Source organism: Caulobacter sp. CCG-8 (assembly GCF_037402475.1).
GTDB lineage: Bacteria > Pseudomonadota > Alphaproteobacteria > Caulobacterales > Caulobacteraceae > Caulobacter.
This window is the reverse complement of the sequence record NZ_JBBEUD010000013.1, coordinates 71,071-89,859: the sequence shown is the minus strand read 5'-3', so window position 1 is coordinate 89,859 and position 18,789 is coordinate 71,071. Positions and strand designations below refer to the sequence as shown.

Sequence of the window (18,789 nt, the reverse complement as noted above, 5' to 3'; positions counted from 1 at the left end):
CATGGCCATCAAAGATCCCGCCGTCGCCAAGACCGCCCTGCGTCTGTTCGTCCGCAGCCGCCGCAAGGAACTGGCCCTGGAGCATCCCGAGGCCGACTGGCGGGTGGTGGACGTGGCGCGCGAGCCGCTGACGCGGCGGTTCCCCGACCCGAAGGGCAGGATCGCGGCGGTCTATCACGGCCTGGGCTCGGAGCTACCGGCCCGCCTGCTGGCCGACTGGCTGGCCGAGGCGGGGTGGACCCTGGCCCTGCCCAGCGTCGAGGGCGCCGATCCGGAAGGCCATGGCGGCCACATGGTGTTCCGGCTCTGGACGCCGGGCGAGCCGCTGGTCCGCGACGCCATCGGCCTGGTCGCCCCCGCGGCCGACCGGCCGATCGTCCAGCCCGACCTGGTGGTCGCGCCCCTGCTGGCCTTCGACCGCGAGGGCCGGCGCCTGGGCCAGGGCGGCGGCTACTACGACCGGGCGCTCGAGACCTTGCGGGCCCGCAAGGCCGTCTTCGTGCTGGGCCTGGCCTATGTGGGCCAGGAGACACACGGCCTGCCCGATGAGCCCCACGACCAACGATTGGACGCCATCCTGACGGAAAGCGAGTATATCGCCGTCCAAGAGGACTAATTCATGCGTTTTGCTTTCTTCGGCGACGTCGTGGGCAAGTCGGGCCGCGACGGCCTGGCCGACCACCTTCCCGCCCTGCGCCGCCAGCTCCAGCTGGAGTTCGTGATCATCAACGCCGAGAACGCGGCGGCCGGCTTCGGCATCACCGAGAACACCGCCCGCGAGCTGTTCGAGGCCGGGGCCGACTGCCTCACCCTGGGCAACCACAGCTGGGACCAGCGCGAGGCCCTGACCTACATCGTGCGCGAGCCGCGCCTGATCCGTCCGGCCAACTATCCGATCCTGTCGGACGCCCCGGGCCGCGGCAGCCACCTGTTCCAGACCGACAGCGGCAAGACCATCATGGTCATCAACCTGCTGGGCCGGGTGCACATGGACGCCATGGACGACCCGTTCGCCGCCGCCGATCGCGAGCTGGACAAAGCCCCGCTGGGCCAGGTGGCCGACGCGGTGGTGGTCGACATGCACTGCGAGGCCACGTCCGAGAAGATGGCCATGGGCCACTATTGCGACGGCCGCGCCAGCCTGGTGGTGGGCACCCACACCCATGTGCCGACCGCCGACGCCCAGATCCTGCCCGGCGGCACCGCCTACCAGACCGACGCCGGGGCCTGCGCCGACTACGACAGCGTGATCGGCAACCAGAAGGACGAGCCGCTGCGGCGGTTCACCACCAAGATCAGCGGCGGCCGCTACCAGCCGGCCAGCGGCCCGGCCACGGTCTGCGGCGTGTTCGTCGAGACCGACGACCGCACGGGCCTGGCGGTCCGCGTCGAGCCGATCCGCGTGGGCGGGCGGCTGAAGGAGACGGTTCCGGCGGTGTAGCCCCTCCCCGGAGGAGGGACGGGCTTTCCGGCCCGATCCTTCAAGCCATCCGCGCTTGCGCCCGTCACACCTTCGGCCAACAGTCCTCGCCGACTTTCAACCGAAGGAGCTCCCCCATGACCGACGCCATCTACACCGCCCACGCCCACGCGGTCGGCGGCCGCCAGGGCACGGCCAAGACCGACGACGGCCATCTGGACGTCAAGCTGGGCTACCCCAAGTCGATGGGCGGCAACGGCGAAGGGACCAATCCCGAGCAGCTGTTCGCGGCCGGCTACGGCGCGTGCTTCCTGGGCGCCCTGGGCCTGGTGGCCCGCAACCAGGGGATCAAGCTGGGCGAGCACAGCCTGGACAGCGAGGTCGACCTGATCAAGGACGAGACCAGCTTCCACGTCGGCGTGCGCCTGACCCTGAACGCCCCGGAACTGGACCGCGAGACGGCGGAGAAGCTGCTGCACACCGCCCACGAGGTCTGCCCGTACTCGAAGGCGACGCGCGGCAATATCGATGTCGTGCTGAAGGTGGCCTAGGGCCGATCGACTTCACGGCCGGGGACATGCCCTTGCGGCGTGTCCCCAAGGCTGGCTCGGTGCGTCGTCCGGGGACACGCCGCAAGGGCATGTCCCCGATCCTAGCGCCGCCTTTCCGAGACGCGGTGGACGATCAGGTCGTCGATCTCCAGCCGGCGGAACCGGGCCTTGCCGACCGAAAGGCGTCCGATGGCCAGGGCGCCGATGGCGATCGCCCCCACCGCCAGCGCGCCGACCGCCATCCCGCCCAGCGCCGCCGCGCCGGTCGACAGGGCCCCGGCCGCCGCGGCGCCCGTCGCCACCCCGGAGGGCCTGTCGGCCGCGTGGATCGCCTCCTGGTCCTGCGCCTCGAACTGGCCGAGGCGCGCCGGGTCGAACTGTTCGGACAGGAAATCGGACGGGGTCATCGGGCGCCTCCAGCATGGGCTTCTAAGCTTGGAGGATGACAATATGGGGCGCCAAGCGCTAGAAGCGCGCCCTACCTTTCCTCGCAGACGAGAGAAGAGCCCCGCGAATGGCCGGCCACTCGAAATTCAAGAACATCATGCACCGCAAGGGCCGCGCCGACGCCGCGCGCTCCAAGCTGTTCTCCAAGCTGTCGCGTGAGATCACCGTGGCGGCCAAGGCGGGCCTGCCCGACCCGAACATGAACCCGCGCCTGCGCCTGGCCGTGAACAACGCCAAGGCCGAAAGCCTGCCCAAGGACGTCATCGACCGCGCGATCAAGAAGTCGCAGATGGGCGACGCGGCCGACTACACCGAGATCCGCTACGAAGGCGTCGCCGCCGGCGGCGTCGGGATCATCGTCGAGGTGCTGACCGACAACAAGAACCGCGCCGCCGCCAACGTCCGCTCGTACTTCACCAAGATGGGCGGCAACATGGGGGCCACCGGCTCGGTCACCTTCAACTACGACCGCGTCGGCCAGATCAGCTATCCGGCCAAGGCCGCGTCGGAAGACGACATGATGGAAGCCGCCATCGAGGCCGGCGCCGACGACGTCGTCTCGGACATGGACGAGGAGGGCGAGGGCCACACGGTCTACACCGCCTTCGAGGACCTGAACGACGTGGCCGCCGCCCTGGAAGCCAAGTTCGGCCCGGCCGCCAACACCAAGATCGCCTGGCGCCCCAAGAGCCAGGTCCCGGTCACCGGCGACGCCGTGGCCACGCTGATGAAGCTGCTCGACGCGTTGAACGAGGACGACGACGTCCAGGACGTCTACTCCAACGAAGAGATTAGCGACGAGGACGCGGCGAAGCTGGCGTGATCCTGGCCGGGGACATGCGCTTGTGCGTGTCCCCGCCCGTGTTCGCGGCCTCGCCGATATTTCCAGGCTTTGACGCCGGGGATGACAGTGGGGACACGCACAAGTGCATGTCCCCCGGCCGAAAGCCGCGCCCAGCCTGACCGCTGGGCGCGGCTTTTGCGTTCTTCAACCCCTCACCCGACCTCGCTCCGCGAGGCCGCCCTCTCCCCCAAGGGGAAAGAAGGCGCCGAAATCAGGGAATTCCCTGATTTCTTGACGCGCATTTCCCGCCGGCTGAACGGATTCCGCAAGCTGGAGTGTTTGGTTCCGGGGCCGACAGGCTGGGGAACGACATGGAACGCCTTCGCTTTCGCACGCTGGGGGAAATCCTCTACGAGGTGATGACCGGGCTGCTGTTTTATCCGCGCACGCTGTGGCGCGTGCTGCTGTGGCCGGCCGAGACCCTGGTCCCGCCCTCGGCCGGGCGACATGACGAGGCCGCGGCGAGCGGCGCGCCGCCGGACCTGGTCAGCCCGCCGCTGTTCCTGCTGATCTCCATCGGCCTGGCCCACGCCCTGGACCTGTCGCTGCGCGGCGAGCTGGGCGAGGCCGCCGCGTCGCCGGGCTTCGGCCCGCTGCTGTTCCGCGCCCTGGTCTTCAGCCTGTTCCCGCTGGTGATGGCGGCGGGCACGCTGCAGCGCCAGGGACGCCCGGTCGACCACGCCACCCTGCGCGAGCCGTTCGAACTGCAGTGCCTTTGCGCCGCGCCCTTCGCCCTGTCGCTGTCGGTGGCGGTCATCCTGCTGGGGTCGCCCACGGCGCCGACCCGGCTGGCGGGCGGGGCGATCGCGGCGGCGGCGGTGGCCTGGTATCTCAGCGTCCAGACCCGCTGGCTGCACCACCGGCTGGCGGTGGGCGGCTTCCGGGCTTTTCGGACGGCCGCCTGGCTGTTCGCCGTGGCCGTGGCCTGCTGCCTGCCGCCCGCCCTGCTGATCCTGGGGCCGCGCGGTCTGCAGGCGGGGTGAAATCCCGCCGTCGGAGGGGCGGGGCGGCTTCCCGGCCCCCGGGGCGCCGCGCTATGCTGGAGCCATGTCGCTGCGGGTGCACATCGATACGGACTGCGGCGTGGACGACGCCCTGGCCCTGGCCATGCTGGCGCGCTCGCGCGACGCGGTGGAGATCGTCTCGGTCTCGGCGGTGTTCGGCAACACCTATGTCGACCAGGCCGCCGCCAACGCCCGGGGGGTGCTGCGCCTGGCCGGCTGTCCGGCCGAGGTCTATATCGGCGCCGGCTCGGGGGTGGCCAAGCGCCGCGTCGAGCGGATGCGCCCGGCCCACGGCGTGGACGGCCTGAACGGCGCCGGCTTCTCCCAGCGCTGGAAGCTTCCCGAGCTGGACCGGGGGCAGGGCGGCAGCCTCCTGGCCTTCCGCGCCCGGGCCAAGGTGGCGGGCTTGTTCCTGGGACCGCTGACCAACCTGGCCCACGGCCTGCTGGAGGACCCCGGCGCGTTCCGCGACTGGCGGCCCACGATCATGGCGGGCGCCTTCGCGGTCGCGGGCAAGGCGACGGGCGGGGCCGACTTCAACAGCTGGAGCGACGCCGAGGCCCTGGCCCGGGTGCTGGAGCGCGGGGTCATGCCGCGTCTGGTGCCGCTGGACGTAACCTCGCGGATCACCCTGACCGCCAAGGCCATGGCCGAGGGCTCGACCGCCTGCGGCTCGCCCCTGTCGGCCCGGCTGAACAAGGCCCTGGGGCCCTACATGGCCTTCCACGGCCGAGCCTGGGGGCTGGAGGCTGGTTGCCATCCGCACGACGCGGTGGTCGCCGCCGGCCTGGTGGCCCCGTCGCTGTTCACCTTCGAGCCGGCGCGCCTGCGGGTGATGACCGACGGCGAGCACCTGGGCCGCATCGAGCGGATCGAGGGCGAGCCGAACGCCGAGGTCTGCGTCGGCGTCGACGTGGCGGCCGTCGAGGCCCTGCTGCTGGCGCGGCTGTTCTGCGCCCCGGCCCTGAACCCGGCCTAGACGGGATCAAGCTTAAGGTTTCGTTAGGCAAACAGCGCCTTTTCCTGGGGCGCGAAACCGGCGATGGTGCGAGAACACATGATGAACGCGAATCGCACGCCTATCCGAATCCTGGGGTTGGACCCCGGCCTGCGCCGCACCGGCTGGGGCGTGCTCAGCGTCGAGGGCTCGCGCATGAGCCACGTCGCCCACGGGGTGATCGCGCCCGACGACAAGATGGACTTCGCCGACCGCCTGCTGGCCCTGTTCGAGGGCATCGGGGCGGTGATCGAAGAGCACAGGCCGGACGAGGCGGCGGTCGAGGAGGTGTTCCTCAACACCAACGCCCAGTCGACGCTGAAGCTGGGCCACGCCCGCGCCGCGTCGCTGATCGCCCCGGCCCGCGCCGGGCTCGTCGTGGCCGAATATTCGACCCGCCTGGTCAAGAAGGCGGTGGTCGGCACCGGGGCGGCCGACAAGGCCCAGATCGGCTTCATGATCGCCCGCCTGCTGCCCACGGCCGGCAAGACCACGGCCGACTGCGCCGACGCCCTGGCCGTCGCCATCACCCATGCGAACCTGCGCGTCGCCAATCGGAGAGTCGCATGATCGGAAGACTGCGCGGGGCGGTGGCCGAGGTCGGCGAGGAAGAGGCGCTGATCGACGTCATGGGCGTGGGCTATGTCGTGCGCTGCGGCGCGCGCACCCTGCAGCGCCTGCCGGCCCTGGGCGAGGAGGCCCTGCTGCACATCGAGAGCCAGTGGAGCGAGAGCGCCGGCCTGCGGCTCTACGGCTTCCTGGCCCGCGACGAGCGCCGGGCCTTCGTGCTGCTCCAGGCCATCCAGGGCGTGGGGCCCAAGGCGGCCATGGCCGTTCTGGACGTGCTGTCGCCGGCCGAGCTGGCTTCGGCCGTGGCGCGCGAGGACAAGGCCGCCGTGGGCCGCGCCAACGGCGTGGGTCCGAAACTGGCCCTGCGCATCGTCACCGAGCTGAAGGACAAGCCGATCATCGACGGTCCGGTGTTCATGGGCGCCCCGACCACGGCCGCGCCCGCGACGCCCGCCAAGGCCGCCCCGACCGGCGACGCCGTCGCGGCCCTGATGGGCCTGGGCGTGGCCGAGGTGAACGCCCGCCGCGTGATCGAGGCCGCCGCCGACAGGCTGGGCGAAGAGGCCACCGTGCAGCAGCTGATCAAGGCCGGGCTTCAGGAGCTTGGCCGGTGAGCGCGGCCGCGCGAACGAAGACGCTCCCCCCGGGGAGCTATCGCGGAGCGACTGAGGGGGCTTTCATATGACCCGCATCGTCTCCGGCGAACCTCAGCACGGCGAAGCCATCCCCACCGCCTCGGACCGCGCCCTGCGGCCCCAGACCCTGGCCGAGTTCGTCGGCCAGGAGCAGGCCAAGGGCAATCTGCGCATCTTCATCGAGGCGGCCAAGGGCCGGGGCGAGGCCCTGGACCACGTGCTGCTGTTCGGCCCGCCCGGCCTGGGCAAGACCACCCTGGCCCAGATCGTCGCCCGCGAGCTGGGCGTGAACTTCCGCGCCACCTCCGGCCCGGTGCTGAACAAGGCCGGCGACCTGGCGGCGATCCTGACCAACCTGGAAGCCAACGACGTCCTGTTCATCGACGAGATCCACCGGCTGCCCTCGACCGTGGAGGAGATCCTCTATCCGGCGATGGAGGACCACGTGCTGGACCTGGTGATCGGCGAGGGGCCTTCTGCGCGCTCGATCCGCATCGACCTGGCGCCCTTCACCCTGGTGGCGGCCACCACGCGGGCGGGCATGCTGGCCACGCCGCTGCGCGACCGCTTCGGCATCCCGATCCGCCTGGAATTCTACACCCCGGCCGAGCTGCGCCACGTGCTGCTGCACGCCGCCCGCAAGATGGGCGCGCCGCTGTCGGACGACGGGGCCGACGAGATCGCCAAGCGGGCCCGGGGCACGCCGCGCGTCGCCGGCCGGCTGCTGCGCCGGGTGCGCGATTTCGCCGCCGCAGACGGCGCGACGGTGATCGACCGCAAGGCGGCGGGGATGGCCCTGGCGCGGCTCGAGGTGGACGAGAGCGGCCTGGACAGCCTGGACCGCCGCTACCTGCGCGCCATGATCGACAACTACGGCGGCGGCCCGGTGGGCGTGGAGACCATCGCCTACGCCATCGCCGAGGCCCGCGACGCCGTCGAGGACGTGATCGAGCCCTATCTGATGCAGCAGGGCTTCATCCAGCGCACCCCGCGCGGGCGGATGGCCTGCGGCAAGGCCTATCTGCACCTGGGCTTGCCGGAACCGATGGCGGCCCCGAAGATCGTGCAGGGCGGGCTGTTCGGGGAAGAGTGACGATGAATTGGCTTGGCCGTCGCTGGCGGTTTGAGACGCGGCTGACGCCGGAGCAATGCGCCGAGCGCCTGCGAGGCGGTATCGACGGCTATTTTGGACTGTTCGGCACGAAGCCCGTGATCGGCCATGCCAGCACGCGTGGTGCAAGCCTGCGCAAGCGGATTTGGTACCGGAACTCCTTCCAGAGCGTGTTGAGCGCCCGGTTCCTCGGCGAGCTCGGCTCTACGGCGGTCGAGTGCCGCTCGGGGATGGGCTATTTCGCCCTGGTCTTCCTAGTCGTCTGGAGCGGGATCATGCTCTCGTTCGGCGGCTCGATCCTGCTTTCGGCGCTAAACGATCCGAGCCCGAACGGGCCGGGCGCCGGGGTCGTGTTCTTTCCGCTGACCATGATCGTCTTCGCCGCGATCTTCGTCGCGTTCGGCCGCTGGCTGGCCCGCGAGGAGGACGCGTTCCTTGAACAGTTCCTGCGCCAGCGGCTCGACGCCTCTTCGATCGGCGCGGTGTTCGACTAGGTTCGCCGGGCAGGGAGGGCGCCCATGGGCCGACGCGACGTCATCGAGGTTCCCAAGGTCCACCGGCCGCCCGATCCGATGGTCGTTCCCAAGCGGCCGAACGTCTGGACCTTCCACACCGCCGTCCCGCCCGACCAGATCGCCGCGCGCCTGGCGCCGACGATCGGCGTCGACGTCGGCCCGAACGGCTCGCAGCCCGTCGTCGGCGCCGTCGCCCCGACCGGCGCGGAGATTCATCGCCGCCCCGCCCAGTCCAAGGACACCCGGCTTCCGATGACCCTGGACTGGGCCGCCCAGGGCGAGGGGAGTTTGGTGACCTGCCGCATGCGCCTGCCGTATGCGGTCGTCGCGGTCATCGGCGTCCTGATGTTCGTGGCGCTGGCGTCCTTGACCCAGATCCCGGCCGCGATCGCGGCCATCGCGGTCCACGCCGACCATGCCGTCGGCGTCAGGCGCGGCTCTCCCGTTTCGGACCTGATCGAGCCGTTCATCGCGACGGCGATCGCCTATGGCGTCTTAAGGTTCGTGCGGACCCGCGCCGAACGTGATCGCGTCTTTCTGATAGATCACGTCACCCGCGTGCTTCAGGCGGGGCCGGTTCGGGAAGGGCGTGAAGGGCCTCGGAGCGGCGCCCATTCCCCCTTCGGGAACGAGCCCGCTATAAGCTGACCATGACAGATCTTCCCCAGCCCACACCCGGCGTCTTCGAGGGGCGAGAGCACCAGCTCCCGGTCCGCATCTACTACGAGGACACCGACTTCTCCGGCATCGTCTACCACGCCAACTACCTGCGCTATTTCGAGCGGGGGCGGAGCGACTTCTTCCGGATGATCGGCATCTCGCACACGGCGTTGCACAAGGCCGACACGGCCTTCGCGATCGTGCGCATGGAGCTGGACTTCAAGCGCGCCGCCCGGATCGACGACGCCCTGGTGGTGCGCACCACCTACGACCGGGTGAAGGGGCCGCGGCTGTTCGTCAGCCAGCGGATCACCCGCGGCGACGAGCTGATCTGTCAGGCGGCCGGCGAGGCGGTCTGCATCACCCTGGACGGCCGCCCGCGCAAACCGACGGCCGAGATGCTGGCCCAGATGGCGCCGTGGCTGGAGGTTTAGCGACCGCCCCCGACGGTCGTCATCCTCGGACTTGTTCCGAGGACCCCTCTGTCGGCTGAGCTGTCGCTTCAAAGGTGTCCGCCGCCTCACCGTTCCACGGATCATCCTTCTTCGAAGCTGAAGCAGGGGTCCTCGGAACAAGTCCGAGGATGACGGGTGTGGGCGCACCCACCAAAAAACCGCCTCCCTCGCCGATTGTCATAGTTTCACCATTGCCCCGCTTCATGTCAGTAAGGGCGCAACGGAACCCCGGAAGGCCCCGCCGCCTTCCACGATACTGACGCCCCAACGGAGCAGGACCCCGCATGGACGCCGCCGCAGGCCCGCAGAGCTTTTCCTTCATCTCGCTGTTCATGCAGGCCGACTGGGTCGTGAAGGGCGTGATGGTCGGTCTGATCCTGGCCTCGCTGGGCTCGTGGGCGGTGATCATCGACAAGCTGTTCCGCTTCTCGGGCCTGAACAGCGCCGCCAACCGATTCGAGGACCAGGTCGGCTCGGGCCAGGGGCTGGAGGAGGTCGCGGCCCAGGCCGGCGCCAATCCGCGCCACCCGCTGCCGCGCATGCTGCAGCTGGCGCTGAAGGAATGGCGCGACGCCAAGGCCAAGGGGCCGGTGGGCGAGGCCCAGGCCGCCTTCCTGATCCAGCGCATCGACCGGATGATGGACACCCTGATCTCGCGCGAGACCGGCAAGGCCGAGGAAGGCCTGGGGAGCCTCGCCATCGTCGCCACCGCCAGCCCGTTCATCGGCCTGTTCGGCACGGTCTGGGGCATCATGCACGCCTTCCAGAACATCGCGATCTCGAAGAACACCTCGCTGGCCGTGGTGGCCCCGTCGATCGCCGAGGCCCTGTTCGCCACCGCCGTGGGCCTGATCGCCGCCATCCCGGCCTATATCGCCTACAACAAGTTCTCGACCGACGCGGGCAAGTTCGCCGGCCGGCTGGAGAACTTCGCCGACGACCTGTCGACGGCCATCCAGCGTCGCCTCAGCGAGCGGGTCTAGCCCCATGGCCATGTCCGCCAACGACGCCTTCGCCACCGGCGGCCGTCGCGGCCGCCGCCGCGGACGCCGGCGGGGCAAGGGCGCCCTGTCCGAGATCAACGTCACCCCGCTGGTCGACGTCATGCTGGTGCTGCTGATCATCTTCATGATCAGCGCTCCGCTGCTGACCGCCGGCGTGCCGCTGGAGCTGCCCAAGACCGAGGCCGCCGCCCTGCAGAACCAGCAGGAGCCGATCACGGTGTCGATCAAGGCCGACGGCGCGGTATTCATCGGCGAGGGCGAGGTCCCGTTCGGCGAGCTGGCCCCGCGCATCTCGTCGATCGCCGGCGACGGCTACGACAAGCCGATCTTCGTGCGCGCCGACGGCAAGGCCAACTACGCGACCGTCGCCCAGGTGATGGCCGCCCTGTCCAACGCCGGCTTCGCCAAGATCAACCTGCTGACCGACACCGGCGGCCCCTCGTCGGGCGCTTCGGCCAAGGCTGACGGCGCGGGCGACCTGCGTCCGGCGCAGTGAGGCGGTCGCCCGGTGACCCGTAGGGACGACAAGACCAACTTCTCTCCGGCCCTGGTCGGGTCGATCGGCCTCCACGTGCTAGTGGTGGCCGCGATCCTGATCGGCCCGTGGAAGCCGTCCAAGCCGGTGATCATCGGCGAGAGCGTGCCGGTAACCATCGTCACCGAGGGGCCGACCAACGTGCGGCCGGCGATCGAGGACGTCGTCGACCAGACCGCCCAGACCGAGGAGCCCACGCCCGAGGCCGACCCGCAGCCGCCGGCTCCCGTGCCCGCGCCGGTCCCCACCCCGGCCCCCGCGCCGCCCAAGACCGCGACGCCGGCCCCGACGCCCAAGCCCACCCCGACCAAGCCGGTCCCGGCCAAGCCCGAGCCCGACTTCTTCGCCTCGTTGGAAAAGACCCTGGCCAAGACGCCCAAGGCGACCGGCAAGCCCGTGGCCAACGCGCCCAAGGGCCCGACCCGTCCGGAGACCGCCACCCAGGCCCGTCCGGGCGCCGGGGCGATGACCGGCCTGCAGGCCGCGGCCATCAACGGCATGAAAGACGAGATCCAGCGCCGCTGGAACCCCAACTGCGAGGTCGAGGGCGGCGCGGCCGTCCAGGTCAAGGTCAGCTTCAAGCTGGCGACCGGCGGGCGCATCGTGGGCCAGGTGACGGCCGGCGACGCCGAGCGTTCGTCCGATCCGGTGGTCAAGGCCGCCGCCGACCGGGCGATCCGCGCGGTCTACCAGTCGGCGCCCTTCGAAGGCCTGCCGCCGGACTATTATGGCCAGCAACTCAATTTGAACTTCAAGGCGCGCGACGCTTGCGCGGCGCGATAGGGAGGACCCGAAGCATGAACCTGAAGTCCGTCTTCAAAGGCCTGACGACCGCCGCCGTCCTGGCGTTGTCCGTGGCCGCCTTCGCGCCGACCGTCGCCCGCGCCCAGATCGAGGTCGACATCGACAAGGGCGCGGTCAAGCCGCTGCCGGTGGCCATCCCCGCCTTCTCGGGCGGCGGGCGCGGGGCCGAGATCTCGCAGGTCATCAGCGGCAATCTGGAACGCTCGGGCCTGTTCCAGCCGCTGAACGTCGCCAACGTCGCCGACAAGCTGGCCGACGTGAACGTCCAGCCGCGCTTCCCCGACTGGCAGGCCACCGGGGCCCAGGCCCTGATCAACGGCCAGGTCACGGTCGGCGCCGACGGCGTGCTGCGCGTCGACTTCCGCCTGTGGGACACCTTCAGCCAGCAGCAGCTGCTGGGCCTGCAGTTCACCTCGACGGCCGAGAACTGGCGCCGCGTGGCCCACAAGATCAGCGACGCGGTCTATGAGCGCCTGACCGGCGAGAAGGGCTATTTCGACACCCGCGTGGTGTTCGTGGCCGAGAGCGGCTCCAAGCTGGCCCGGGTCAAGAAGCTGGCGATCATGGACCAGGACGGCGCCAACCCGCAGTACCTGACCGACGGTTCGTACATCGTCATGACCCCGCGCTTCTCCTCGACCAGCCAGGAGATCACCTACATGGCGCTGCGGCCCACGGGGTCGAGCATCTATCTGACCAACCTGGAGACGGCCCGCACCGAGACCATCGGCAAGTTCCCGGGCATGGTCTTCGCCCCGCGCTTCTCGCCGGACGGCAGCAAGGTGGCCTTCTCGGTCGAGAAGGGCGGCAACAGCGACATCTACGTGCTGGACCTGCGCAGCCGGCAGTCGACGCGGATCACCACAGACCCGGCCATCGACACCTCGCCGTCGTTCTCGCCGGACGGCAGCCGCATCGTGTTCAACTCCGACCGCGGCGGCCAGGCCCAGATCTACGTGATGAACGTCGACGGCAGCGGCGTGCGTCGCATCTCGTACGGCGGCGGCCGCTACACCACGCCGGTGTGGAGCCCGCGCGGCGACTACATCGCCTTCACCAAGCAGACCGGCGGCGAATTCCACATCGGGGTGATGAAGCCCGACGGCGGCGACGAGCGCCTGCTGACCACCAGCTACCTGGACGAAGGCCCCACCTGGGCCCCCAACGGCCGGGTGCTGATGTTCTCGCGCGAGAGCTCCAGCGGCAATTCGCGGCTGTGGACGGTGGACATCACCGGCCGGATCCTGCGCCCCGCCGCCTATACCGGCGCCGCCTCGGACCCCGCCTGGTCGCCGCTGCTGGATTGATCCACACGACTTTGAGGCAACCTCTGCCGTAAAGGCGCGTTGCCTTAGAGTCGTTCATCCGACGTTCACCCGCCAGGTGAAACCACGTGGGCGTGCGACATTCTGACGCCATTGTGAGGTGCAAGGTACGATTTGGCGCGGCGCCACGAAGGCTACACGCGTTAGAAGTATGAACCTTGGCCGTGGACTTGAGGAGAAACTGGATGAGCTTCGACACCCAACGCGTTGCTAGACTGGCGATGATCGGCCTGGCCGCCGCCTCGCTCGCCGCCTGTGCTTCGCGGCCGAAGCCGCAGGGCCCCGCGGCGCCGACGCAACCGGCCCCGACCCAGCCCGAGGCTCCCTATACGCCTCCGGCCACGCCGCAATCGCCGGTCAACCAGGGCCCGCTGCCGGGCACGGTGCAGGACTTCGTGATCAACATCGGCGATCGCATCTACTTCGCCACCGACAGCTACGACGTCACCCCCGACGCCCAGGCGGTGCTGGCGGCCCAAGCCCAGTGGCTGAACCGCTATCCGGCCGTGCGCGTGCGCATCGAAGGCAACGCCGACGAACGCGGCACCCGCGAGTACAACCTGGCCCTGGGCGCCCGTCGCGCCAACGCCGTCCGCGAAGTGCTGATCGGCGCGGGCGTCTCGGCCTCGCGCATCGAGTCCCTGTCGTACGGCAAGGAACGTCCGATCGATCCGGGCACGGGCGAAGATTCCTGGGCCAAGAACCGTAACGCCCGCACCGCCATCACCGACGGCGCGCGGTAAGACCGATATCCCCGTCTCCGCCTGGAGACGGGGCTTCGACGCTGTCATCCCGGAAGCGCCCGCGCTTTCGGGATGACGACGTTTTGAGATGCCGACCTTTTGAGATGCCGCCGGGCGCGATCTCGTCCCATCGTGACGCCCTGGCCTCTAGCGCCGCACTTTTGTCCGCAACCGGGGCATAATCGCCGACATGAAGCTGAAAGCCGCTCTGCTCGCCTCGGTCCTGGCGCTCACCGCCATGCCCGCCCTCGTCACGCCTTCCCTGTCCATGGCCCAGACCGCCATGCCCGACCCGCTGGACGACCGTTCGGTCAAGCGGCTGGACAAGATGGAGAAGGTGGTCCGCGAGCTGCGGGCGATCGTCTTCCAGGGCCGCGACACCGGCAAGCCGGTGGTGGTGCAGGCCGCCGAGACCGACGCCCAGATCGCGGCGCTGTCGGAAAAGCTGGCCGACCTGGAACAGACCCTGACCAAGCTGAACGGCCAGAACGAAAGCCTGACCCACGACCTGGACGTGGCGCGGCAGGCCAATGACGGCCAGAAGGCCCGCGCCGACGCGCTGGACCAGCGCCTGGCCGCCCTGGAGAAGCGTCTCGCCGACCAGGAGGCCGCCGCGGCCGCCGCGGCGGCGGCGACCCCGGCCGCGCCCGCCGCTGTCGCGACCCCCACCGATCCGAACGCCGCCTTCAAGTCGGCCCGCCAGCTGCTGCTGGACGGCGACTACGGCGGCGCCGAACAGGCCTTCGGCGGCTATGTCGAGGCCTTCCCCGACAGCGCCAAGGCGCCGGAAGCCCGCTACTGGCTGGGCGAGACCCAGTTCGTGCGCGAGGCCTACAGCGACGCCGCCGGCAACTATCTGGGTTCGCTGCGCGGCTGGCCGCAGACCAGCTGGGCGCCCGACGCGGTGGTGAAGCTGTCGCGCTCGCTGGTGGCGCTGAAGAAGCCCGCCGACGCCTGCAAGGCCCTGGACGAACTGAGCAAGCGCTACCCCAAGGCGCCGAACGCGGTCGTCTCCAAGGCCACCGCCACCCGCGTCCAGGCCAAGTGCGCGACGTAGCGCTCCAGATCTATTGATCCGCTCATCCCGGCGAATGCCGGGACCCAGATGGAATGGCGGTGTGATGGGTTCCTCGAACTCAGCGCTTGTCCAATCAGCCCGAGCGCCTCTGGATCTGGGGCCCGGCATTCGCCGGGATGAGCGGAACGAGGAGGGGCGCATGATCACATCCTTCACCGCCGTCCTCGACCGCCGCCTGCGTCCGGACGCCGCCGCGCCGCTGGCCGTCGGTTTTTCCGGCGGCGGCGACAGCCTGGCCCTGCTGATCCTGACCCTGGACTGGGCCCGCGCCCACGGCCGTCCTGTCATCAGCCTGACCGTCGACCATGGGCTGAACCCCGCCAGCGCCGCCTGGACCGCCGACGCCGTCGCCAAGGCCCGCGCCCTGGGGGCTGAGGCGCGCGCCCTGGCCTGGACCGGGTCCAAGCCCGCCACCGGCCTTTCCGCCGCCGCCCGCGCCGCGCGCCACGCCCTGCTGGGCGAGGCCGCCCGCGCCGCCGGGGCGCGCGTCCTGCTGCTGGGCCACACCCGCGACGACCTGGCCGAGGCGGCCGTGATGCGGGCCGGGGGCTCGACGGTGTCCGATCCCCGCGCCTGGGCGCCGTCGCCGGCCTGGCCGGAAGGGCGCGGCGTGTTCGTGTTGCGCCCCCTGCTTGAGGTGGGACGCGTCGATCTTCGCGATTGGCTGGCCGCGCGGGGCGAGACCTGGCTGGACGACCCGGCCAACGCCGATCCCCGGTCGGCCCGGGCCAGGGCGCGGCGGTCGCTCGCCGCTTCCGACGCGCCCGGCGGACCGGAGGAGGGGGCGGACAGGCCGATGGAGGCCGCGCCTTCGCCGTTCCAGGGAGGAGAAGGCTGGCTCGCGCTCGCCCGAACGGCTCCCGCCGCACACGTCGCCGCAGCCTGCCTGTGCGCGGCCGGGACGACGCGCCCGCCGCGCGGCGAGCGGCTCCAGCGCCTGGTCGCGCGGATCCGGGCCGGCGAGGACTTCACCGCCACCCTGGCCGGGGCGCGGATCGAGGCGGCGGGGGAGGCGGTGTCGTTCTTCCGCGAGCCGGGCGAGGTCAGACGCGTAGGTCCTCCCCTTGTGGTGGAGAAGGCCCTGGACCCCGGCCAACCCGTCGTCTGGGACGGCCGCTGGGAGCTTACCGCCGCCGAGCCCGGCCTGGTCGTGCGCGCCCTGCAGGGCCTCGCCGCCCGCCTGCCCGCCGCGCAACGCCAGGCGCTGAAAGGCTTTCCGCCCGCCGCCCGTCCCGGCCTGCCGGTCGTCCTGGCCCCGGATGGGACGCCGACTTGCCCGATCCTTGCAGAGGCGAAAGCCGTGCGAGCGCGTTGTCTTGTGGTGGATCGTTTCGAGGCGGCGACGGGCCGTGTCGATCAAGAGCCCGCGACATGATATCCCGCGCGTGGCGAAATCGGCCGGGCCGTCCTATCTTGGTAGGTCAGAGACTATCGTTGGGAAGACAACGCGTATGAATTTGAAGACCCTGGGCATCTGGGCGACCATCGTGGTGGTGCTGGCCATGGCCTATCTCGTCGTGAGCCAGGGCGGTAAGCCCGGCGGCAGCGGCGAGGTCAGCTACTCGCAGCTGCTCAAGAACGTCGATAGCGGCGATGTCAAAGAGGCCAACATCAACGGCGACGTCGTCAAGATCCAGCCGAAGACGGGCAAGCCCTATCAGGTGAACGTGCCGCCGAACTCCGAGGACCTGGTCAAGCGCCTGGAGGCGCGCGGTTCCTCGATCGTCTACCAGAAGAGCGGCTTCAGCCCCTTGGCCCTGCTGTTCAACATGCTGCCGATCCTGCTGCTGATCGGCGTGTGGATCTTCTTCATGCGTCAGATGCAGGGCGGCACCAAGGGCGCCATGGGCTTCGGCAAGTCCAAGGCCCGGCTGCTGACCGAGAACAAGAACCGCGTGCTCTTCGACGACGTCGCCGGCGTCGACGAGGCCAAGGAAGAGCTGCAGGAAGTGGTCGAGTTCCTGAAGGACCCGGCCAAGTTCCAGCGCCTGGGCGGCAAGATCCCCAAGGGCGCCCTGCTGGTCGGCCCTCCCGGCACCGGCAAGACCCTGATCGCCCGCGCCGTGGCCGGTGAAGCCGGCGTGCCGTTCTTCACCATCTCCGGTTCGGACTTCGTCGAGATGTTCGTCGGCGTCGGCGCCAGCCGCGTGCGCGACATGTTCGAGCAGGCCAAGAAGAACGCCCCCTGCATCATCTTCATCGACGAGATCGACGCCGTCGGCCGCCATCGCGGCGCCGGCCTGGGCGGCGGCAACGACGAGCGCGAGCAGACCCTCAACCAGCTGCTGGTCGAGATGGACGGCTTCGAGGCCAACGAAGGCATCATCCTGATCGCCGCCACCAACCGTCCCGACGTGCTGGACCCGGCCCTGCTGCGTCCGGGCCGCTTCGACCGTCAGGTCGTGGTGCCCAATCCGGACGTCTCGGGCCGCGAGAAGATCATCCGCGTGCACATGAAGAACGTGCCGCTGGCCGCCGACGTCGACGTCAAGACTCTGGCCCGCGGCACCCCCGGCTTCTCGGGCGCCGACCTGGCCAACCTGGTCAACGAGGCGGCCCTGACCGCCGCGCGCAAGAACCGCCGCATGGTCACCATGCACGACTTCGAGCACGCCAAGGACAAGGTCATGATGGGCGCCGAGCGCCGCTCGATGGCCATGAGCGAGGACGAGAAGAAGCTGACGGCCTATCACGAGGGCGGCCACGCCATCGTGGCCCTCAACGTCGCCGTCGCCGACCCGGTCCACAAGGCCACCATCGTGCCGCGCGGCCGGGCCCTGGGCATGGTCATGCAGCTGCCCGAGGGCGACCGCTACTCGATGAGCTACGACATGATGACCTCGCGCCTGGCCATCATGATGGCCGGCCGCGTGGCGGAAGAGCTGATCTTCGGCAAGCACAAGATCACCTCGGGCGCCTCCAGCGACATCAGCGCCGCCACCAGCCTGGCCCGCAACATGGTCACCCGCTGGGGCTTCTCGGACGAGCTGGGCACCGTGGCCTACGGCGACAACCAGGACGAGGTGTTCCTGGGCCACTCGGTGGCCCGCACCCAGAACGTCTCGCCCGAGACCATGATGAAGATCGACAGCGAGGTCCGTCGCCTGGTCAAGGGCGGCGAGGACGAGGCCCGCCAGATCCTCACCGAGAAGCTGGACGGCCTGCACTCGGTGGCCAAGGCGCTGCTGGAGTTCGAGACCCTCAGCGGCGACGAGATCATCGGCGTCATGAAGGGCATCCCGCCCGTCCGCGTCGAGGACGAGAGCAACAAGATGCCGACGGGGCCGGTGGCCTCGGTGCCGGTGTCGACGGGCGTCACCGCCTAGGCCTCGGCGTCTCGAGACCAAGTTGGAAGAGCCGGATCGGTCCGCCGATCCGGCTTTTTCTTTGCGCCGGTTCTTTGCATCCCCGCGGCGACGGCGCTAAGCCTGAAGCGGGGCCGCGACGCGCGGCGGGGAGGCATGACATGAAAAACGCGATCATCGCCCTGGCGGGCGCGACGGTGCTGGCCCTGGCGGGCGGGGCCGCCCAGGCCCAGGCCATCCACAAGGACGGCATGACCGGCCCCGAAGTGGCGGCCTGGCTCCAGAAGGGCGGCTACAAGGCCGTGCTGAGCAAGGACGACGGCGGCGATCCGCTGATCGACAGCGCCGCCGACGGCCACAGCTTCAAGATCTATTTCTACGACTGCGACGCGACCAAGCGCTGCAAGGCGCTGCAGTTCTCGGCCGGCTTCGACCTGAAGTCCGGCCTGACCCTGGCCAAGGCCAACGAGTGGAACCGCAAGAACCGCTATCTGAAGGTCTATCTCGACGACGACGGCGACCCCTACGTCCAGTACGACGTCAACGTGAACGCCGGCCGCACGATCCCGGGCCTGGACGACGACTTCAGCGTCTGGACCGGCATGATCGGCGACTTCACCACCTTCATCGACTGGTAGGGCTGCGAACGCCCCCTCCGTCACGTCGCTGCGCGACGCGCCACCTCCCCCGTACGGGGGAGGAGAGGCCGGTTCCGCTTCCTCCTCACCCGCAACGCGGGGGAGGTGGCGCGATGCGAATACGCATCGTGACGGAGGGGGCGTCGCG

Annotated in this window: 22 protein-coding genes; 21 read left to right on the top strand and 1 reads right to left on the bottom strand. The window is 70.1% G+C overall.

What is annotated here, in order from left to right:
• Nucleotide 1 precedes the first annotated feature (1 nt).
• The 3 genes from WAE60_RS14220 to WAE60_RS14210 all read left to right on the top strand — a co-directional run bounded on the left by WAE60_RS14220 (nt 2) and on the right by WAE60_RS14210 (nt 1,971).
• A complete protein-coding gene (locus WAE60_RS14220) occupies nt 2–616 on the top strand; it encodes a 5-formyltetrahydrofolate cyclo-ligase (protein ID WP_337687192.1) in 615 nt (204 codons plus the stop codon).
• Between the two features lie 3 nt (nt 617–619).
• Nucleotides 620–1,441: a YmdB family metallophosphoesterase gene (locus WAE60_RS14215; RefSeq protein ID WP_029907200.1), complete on the top strand. Its 822-nt coding sequence runs from the start codon at nt 620–622 to the stop codon at nt 1,439–1,441.
• 116 nt (nt 1,442–1,557) lie between these two features.
• Nucleotides 1,558–1,971, top strand: coding sequence for an organic hydroperoxide resistance protein (locus WAE60_RS14210; RefSeq protein WP_029907201.1), 414 nt, complete (start codon nt 1,558–1,560; stop codon nt 1,969–1,971).
• A gap of 101 nt (nt 1,972–2,072) precedes the next feature.
• On the opposite strand, the gene WAE60_RS14205 is transcribed toward WAE60_RS14210, so the two are convergent.
• Entirely contained in the window at nt 2,073–2,378 is a 306-nt protein-coding gene (locus WAE60_RS14205; RefSeq protein WP_337687190.1) for a hypothetical protein, read from the bottom strand.
• A gap of 107 nt (nt 2,379–2,485) precedes the next feature.
• Here WAE60_RS14205 and WAE60_RS14200 point away from each other — a divergent pair, with 107 nt between their 5' ends.
• The 18 genes from WAE60_RS14200 (at nt 2,486) to WAE60_RS14115 (ending at nt 18,641) form a co-directional block, all read left to right on the top strand.
• Nucleotides 2,486–3,241, top strand: coding sequence for a YebC/PmpR family DNA-binding transcriptional regulator (locus WAE60_RS14200; RefSeq protein WP_029907203.1), 756 nt, complete (start codon nt 2,486–2,488; stop codon nt 3,239–3,241).
• Nucleotides 3,242–3,573: 332 nt separating this feature from the next.
• Nucleotides 3,574–4,245, top strand: a complete 672-nt coding sequence (locus WAE60_RS14195) for a hypothetical protein (protein ID WP_337687188.1) — start codon at nt 3,574–3,576, stop codon at nt 4,243–4,245.
• Nucleotides 4,246–4,309: 64 nt separating this feature from the next.
• A complete protein-coding gene (locus WAE60_RS14190) occupies nt 4,310–5,245 on the top strand; it encodes a nucleoside hydrolase (RefSeq protein WP_337687186.1) in 936 nt (311 codons plus the stop codon).
• Between the two features lie 66 nt (nt 5,246–5,311).
• Nucleotides 5,312–5,833, top strand: a complete 522-nt coding sequence (gene ruvC / locus WAE60_RS14185; protein ID WP_197026631.1) for a crossover junction endodeoxyribonuclease RuvC — start codon at nt 5,312–5,314, stop codon at nt 5,831–5,833.
• Nucleotides 5,830–6,447, top strand: a complete 618-nt coding sequence (ruvA, locus tag WAE60_RS14180) for a Holliday junction branch migration protein RuvA (RefSeq protein WP_029907207.1) — start codon at nt 5,830–5,832, stop codon at nt 6,445–6,447. The genes ruvC and ruvA overlap by 4 nt, the downstream gene beginning before the upstream one ends.
• Before the next feature lie 67 nt (nt 6,448–6,514).
• Nucleotides 6,515–7,561, top strand: coding sequence for a Holliday junction branch migration DNA helicase RuvB (gene ruvB, locus WAE60_RS14175; protein ID WP_337687183.1), 1,047 nt, complete (start codon nt 6,515–6,517; stop codon nt 7,559–7,561).
• A gap of 2 nt (nt 7,562–7,563) precedes the next feature.
• A complete protein-coding gene (locus WAE60_RS14170) occupies nt 7,564–8,073 on the top strand; it encodes a hypothetical protein (protein ID WP_337687181.1) in 510 nt (169 codons plus the stop codon).
• A 24-nt stretch (nt 8,074–8,097) separates the two neighbouring features.
• A complete protein-coding gene (locus WAE60_RS14165; RefSeq protein WP_337687180.1) occupies nt 8,098–8,742 on the top strand; it encodes a hypothetical protein in 645 nt (214 codons plus the stop codon).
• Nucleotides 8,743–8,744: 2 nt separating this feature from the next.
• Nucleotides 8,745–9,188 carry a YbgC/FadM family acyl-CoA thioesterase gene (locus tag WAE60_RS14160; RefSeq protein ID WP_337687178.1) on the top strand — a complete coding sequence of 148 codons (444 nt, stop codon included), beginning with the start codon at nt 8,745–8,747 and terminating at the stop codon, nt 9,186–9,188.
• 305 nt (nt 9,189–9,493) lie between these two features.
• On the top strand, nt 9,494–10,192 hold the full coding sequence (tolQ, locus tag WAE60_RS14155) for a protein TolQ (RefSeq protein ID WP_029907211.1): 699 nt from the start codon (nt 9,494–9,496) through the stop codon (nt 10,190–10,192).
• Between the two features lie 4 nt (nt 10,193–10,196).
• Nucleotides 10,197–10,709, top strand: a complete 513-nt coding sequence (locus tag WAE60_RS14150; protein ID WP_029907212.1) for a biopolymer transporter ExbD — start codon at nt 10,197–10,199, stop codon at nt 10,707–10,709.
• 12 nt (nt 10,710–10,721) lie between these two features.
• Complete coding sequence (locus WAE60_RS14145) at nt 10,722–11,531, top strand: energy transducer TonB (RefSeq protein WP_337687177.1); 810 nt, start codon at nt 10,722–10,724, stop codon at nt 11,529–11,531.
• 14 nt (nt 11,532–11,545) lie between these two features.
• Nucleotides 11,546–12,859 carry a Tol-Pal system beta propeller repeat protein TolB gene (tolB, locus tag WAE60_RS14140; protein ID WP_337687176.1) on the top strand — a complete coding sequence of 438 codons (1,314 nt, stop codon included), beginning with the start codon at nt 11,546–11,548 and terminating at the stop codon, nt 12,857–12,859.
• A 188-nt stretch (nt 12,860–13,047) separates the two neighbouring features.
• Nucleotides 13,048–13,620 (top strand): peptidoglycan-associated lipoprotein Pal, encoded by a 573-nt coding sequence (pal, locus tag WAE60_RS14135; RefSeq protein ID WP_337687289.1) that lies wholly within the window; start codon nt 13,048–13,050, stop codon nt 13,618–13,620.
• Between the two features lie 190 nt (nt 13,621–13,810).
• Nucleotides 13,811–14,677 (top strand): tol-pal system protein YbgF, encoded by an 867-nt coding sequence (ybgF, locus tag WAE60_RS14130; RefSeq protein ID WP_337687175.1) that lies wholly within the window; start codon nt 13,811–13,813, stop codon nt 14,675–14,677.
• A 160-nt stretch (nt 14,678–14,837) separates the two neighbouring features.
• A complete protein-coding gene (gene tilS, locus WAE60_RS14125) occupies nt 14,838–16,073 on the top strand; it encodes a tRNA lysidine(34) synthetase TilS (RefSeq protein WP_337687173.1) in 1,236 nt (411 codons plus the stop codon).
• A 76-nt stretch (nt 16,074–16,149) separates the two neighbouring features.
• Nucleotides 16,150–18,024, top strand: coding sequence for an ATP-dependent zinc metalloprotease FtsH (ftsH, locus tag WAE60_RS14120; protein ID WP_029907218.1), 1,875 nt, complete (start codon nt 16,150–16,152; stop codon nt 18,022–18,024).
• Between the two features lie 140 nt (nt 18,025–18,164).
• Nucleotides 18,165–18,641: a YbjN domain-containing protein gene (locus WAE60_RS14115; protein ID WP_337687172.1), complete on the top strand. Its 477-nt coding sequence runs from the start codon at nt 18,165–18,167 to the stop codon at nt 18,639–18,641.
• Nucleotides 18,642–18,789 lie beyond the last annotated feature (148 nt).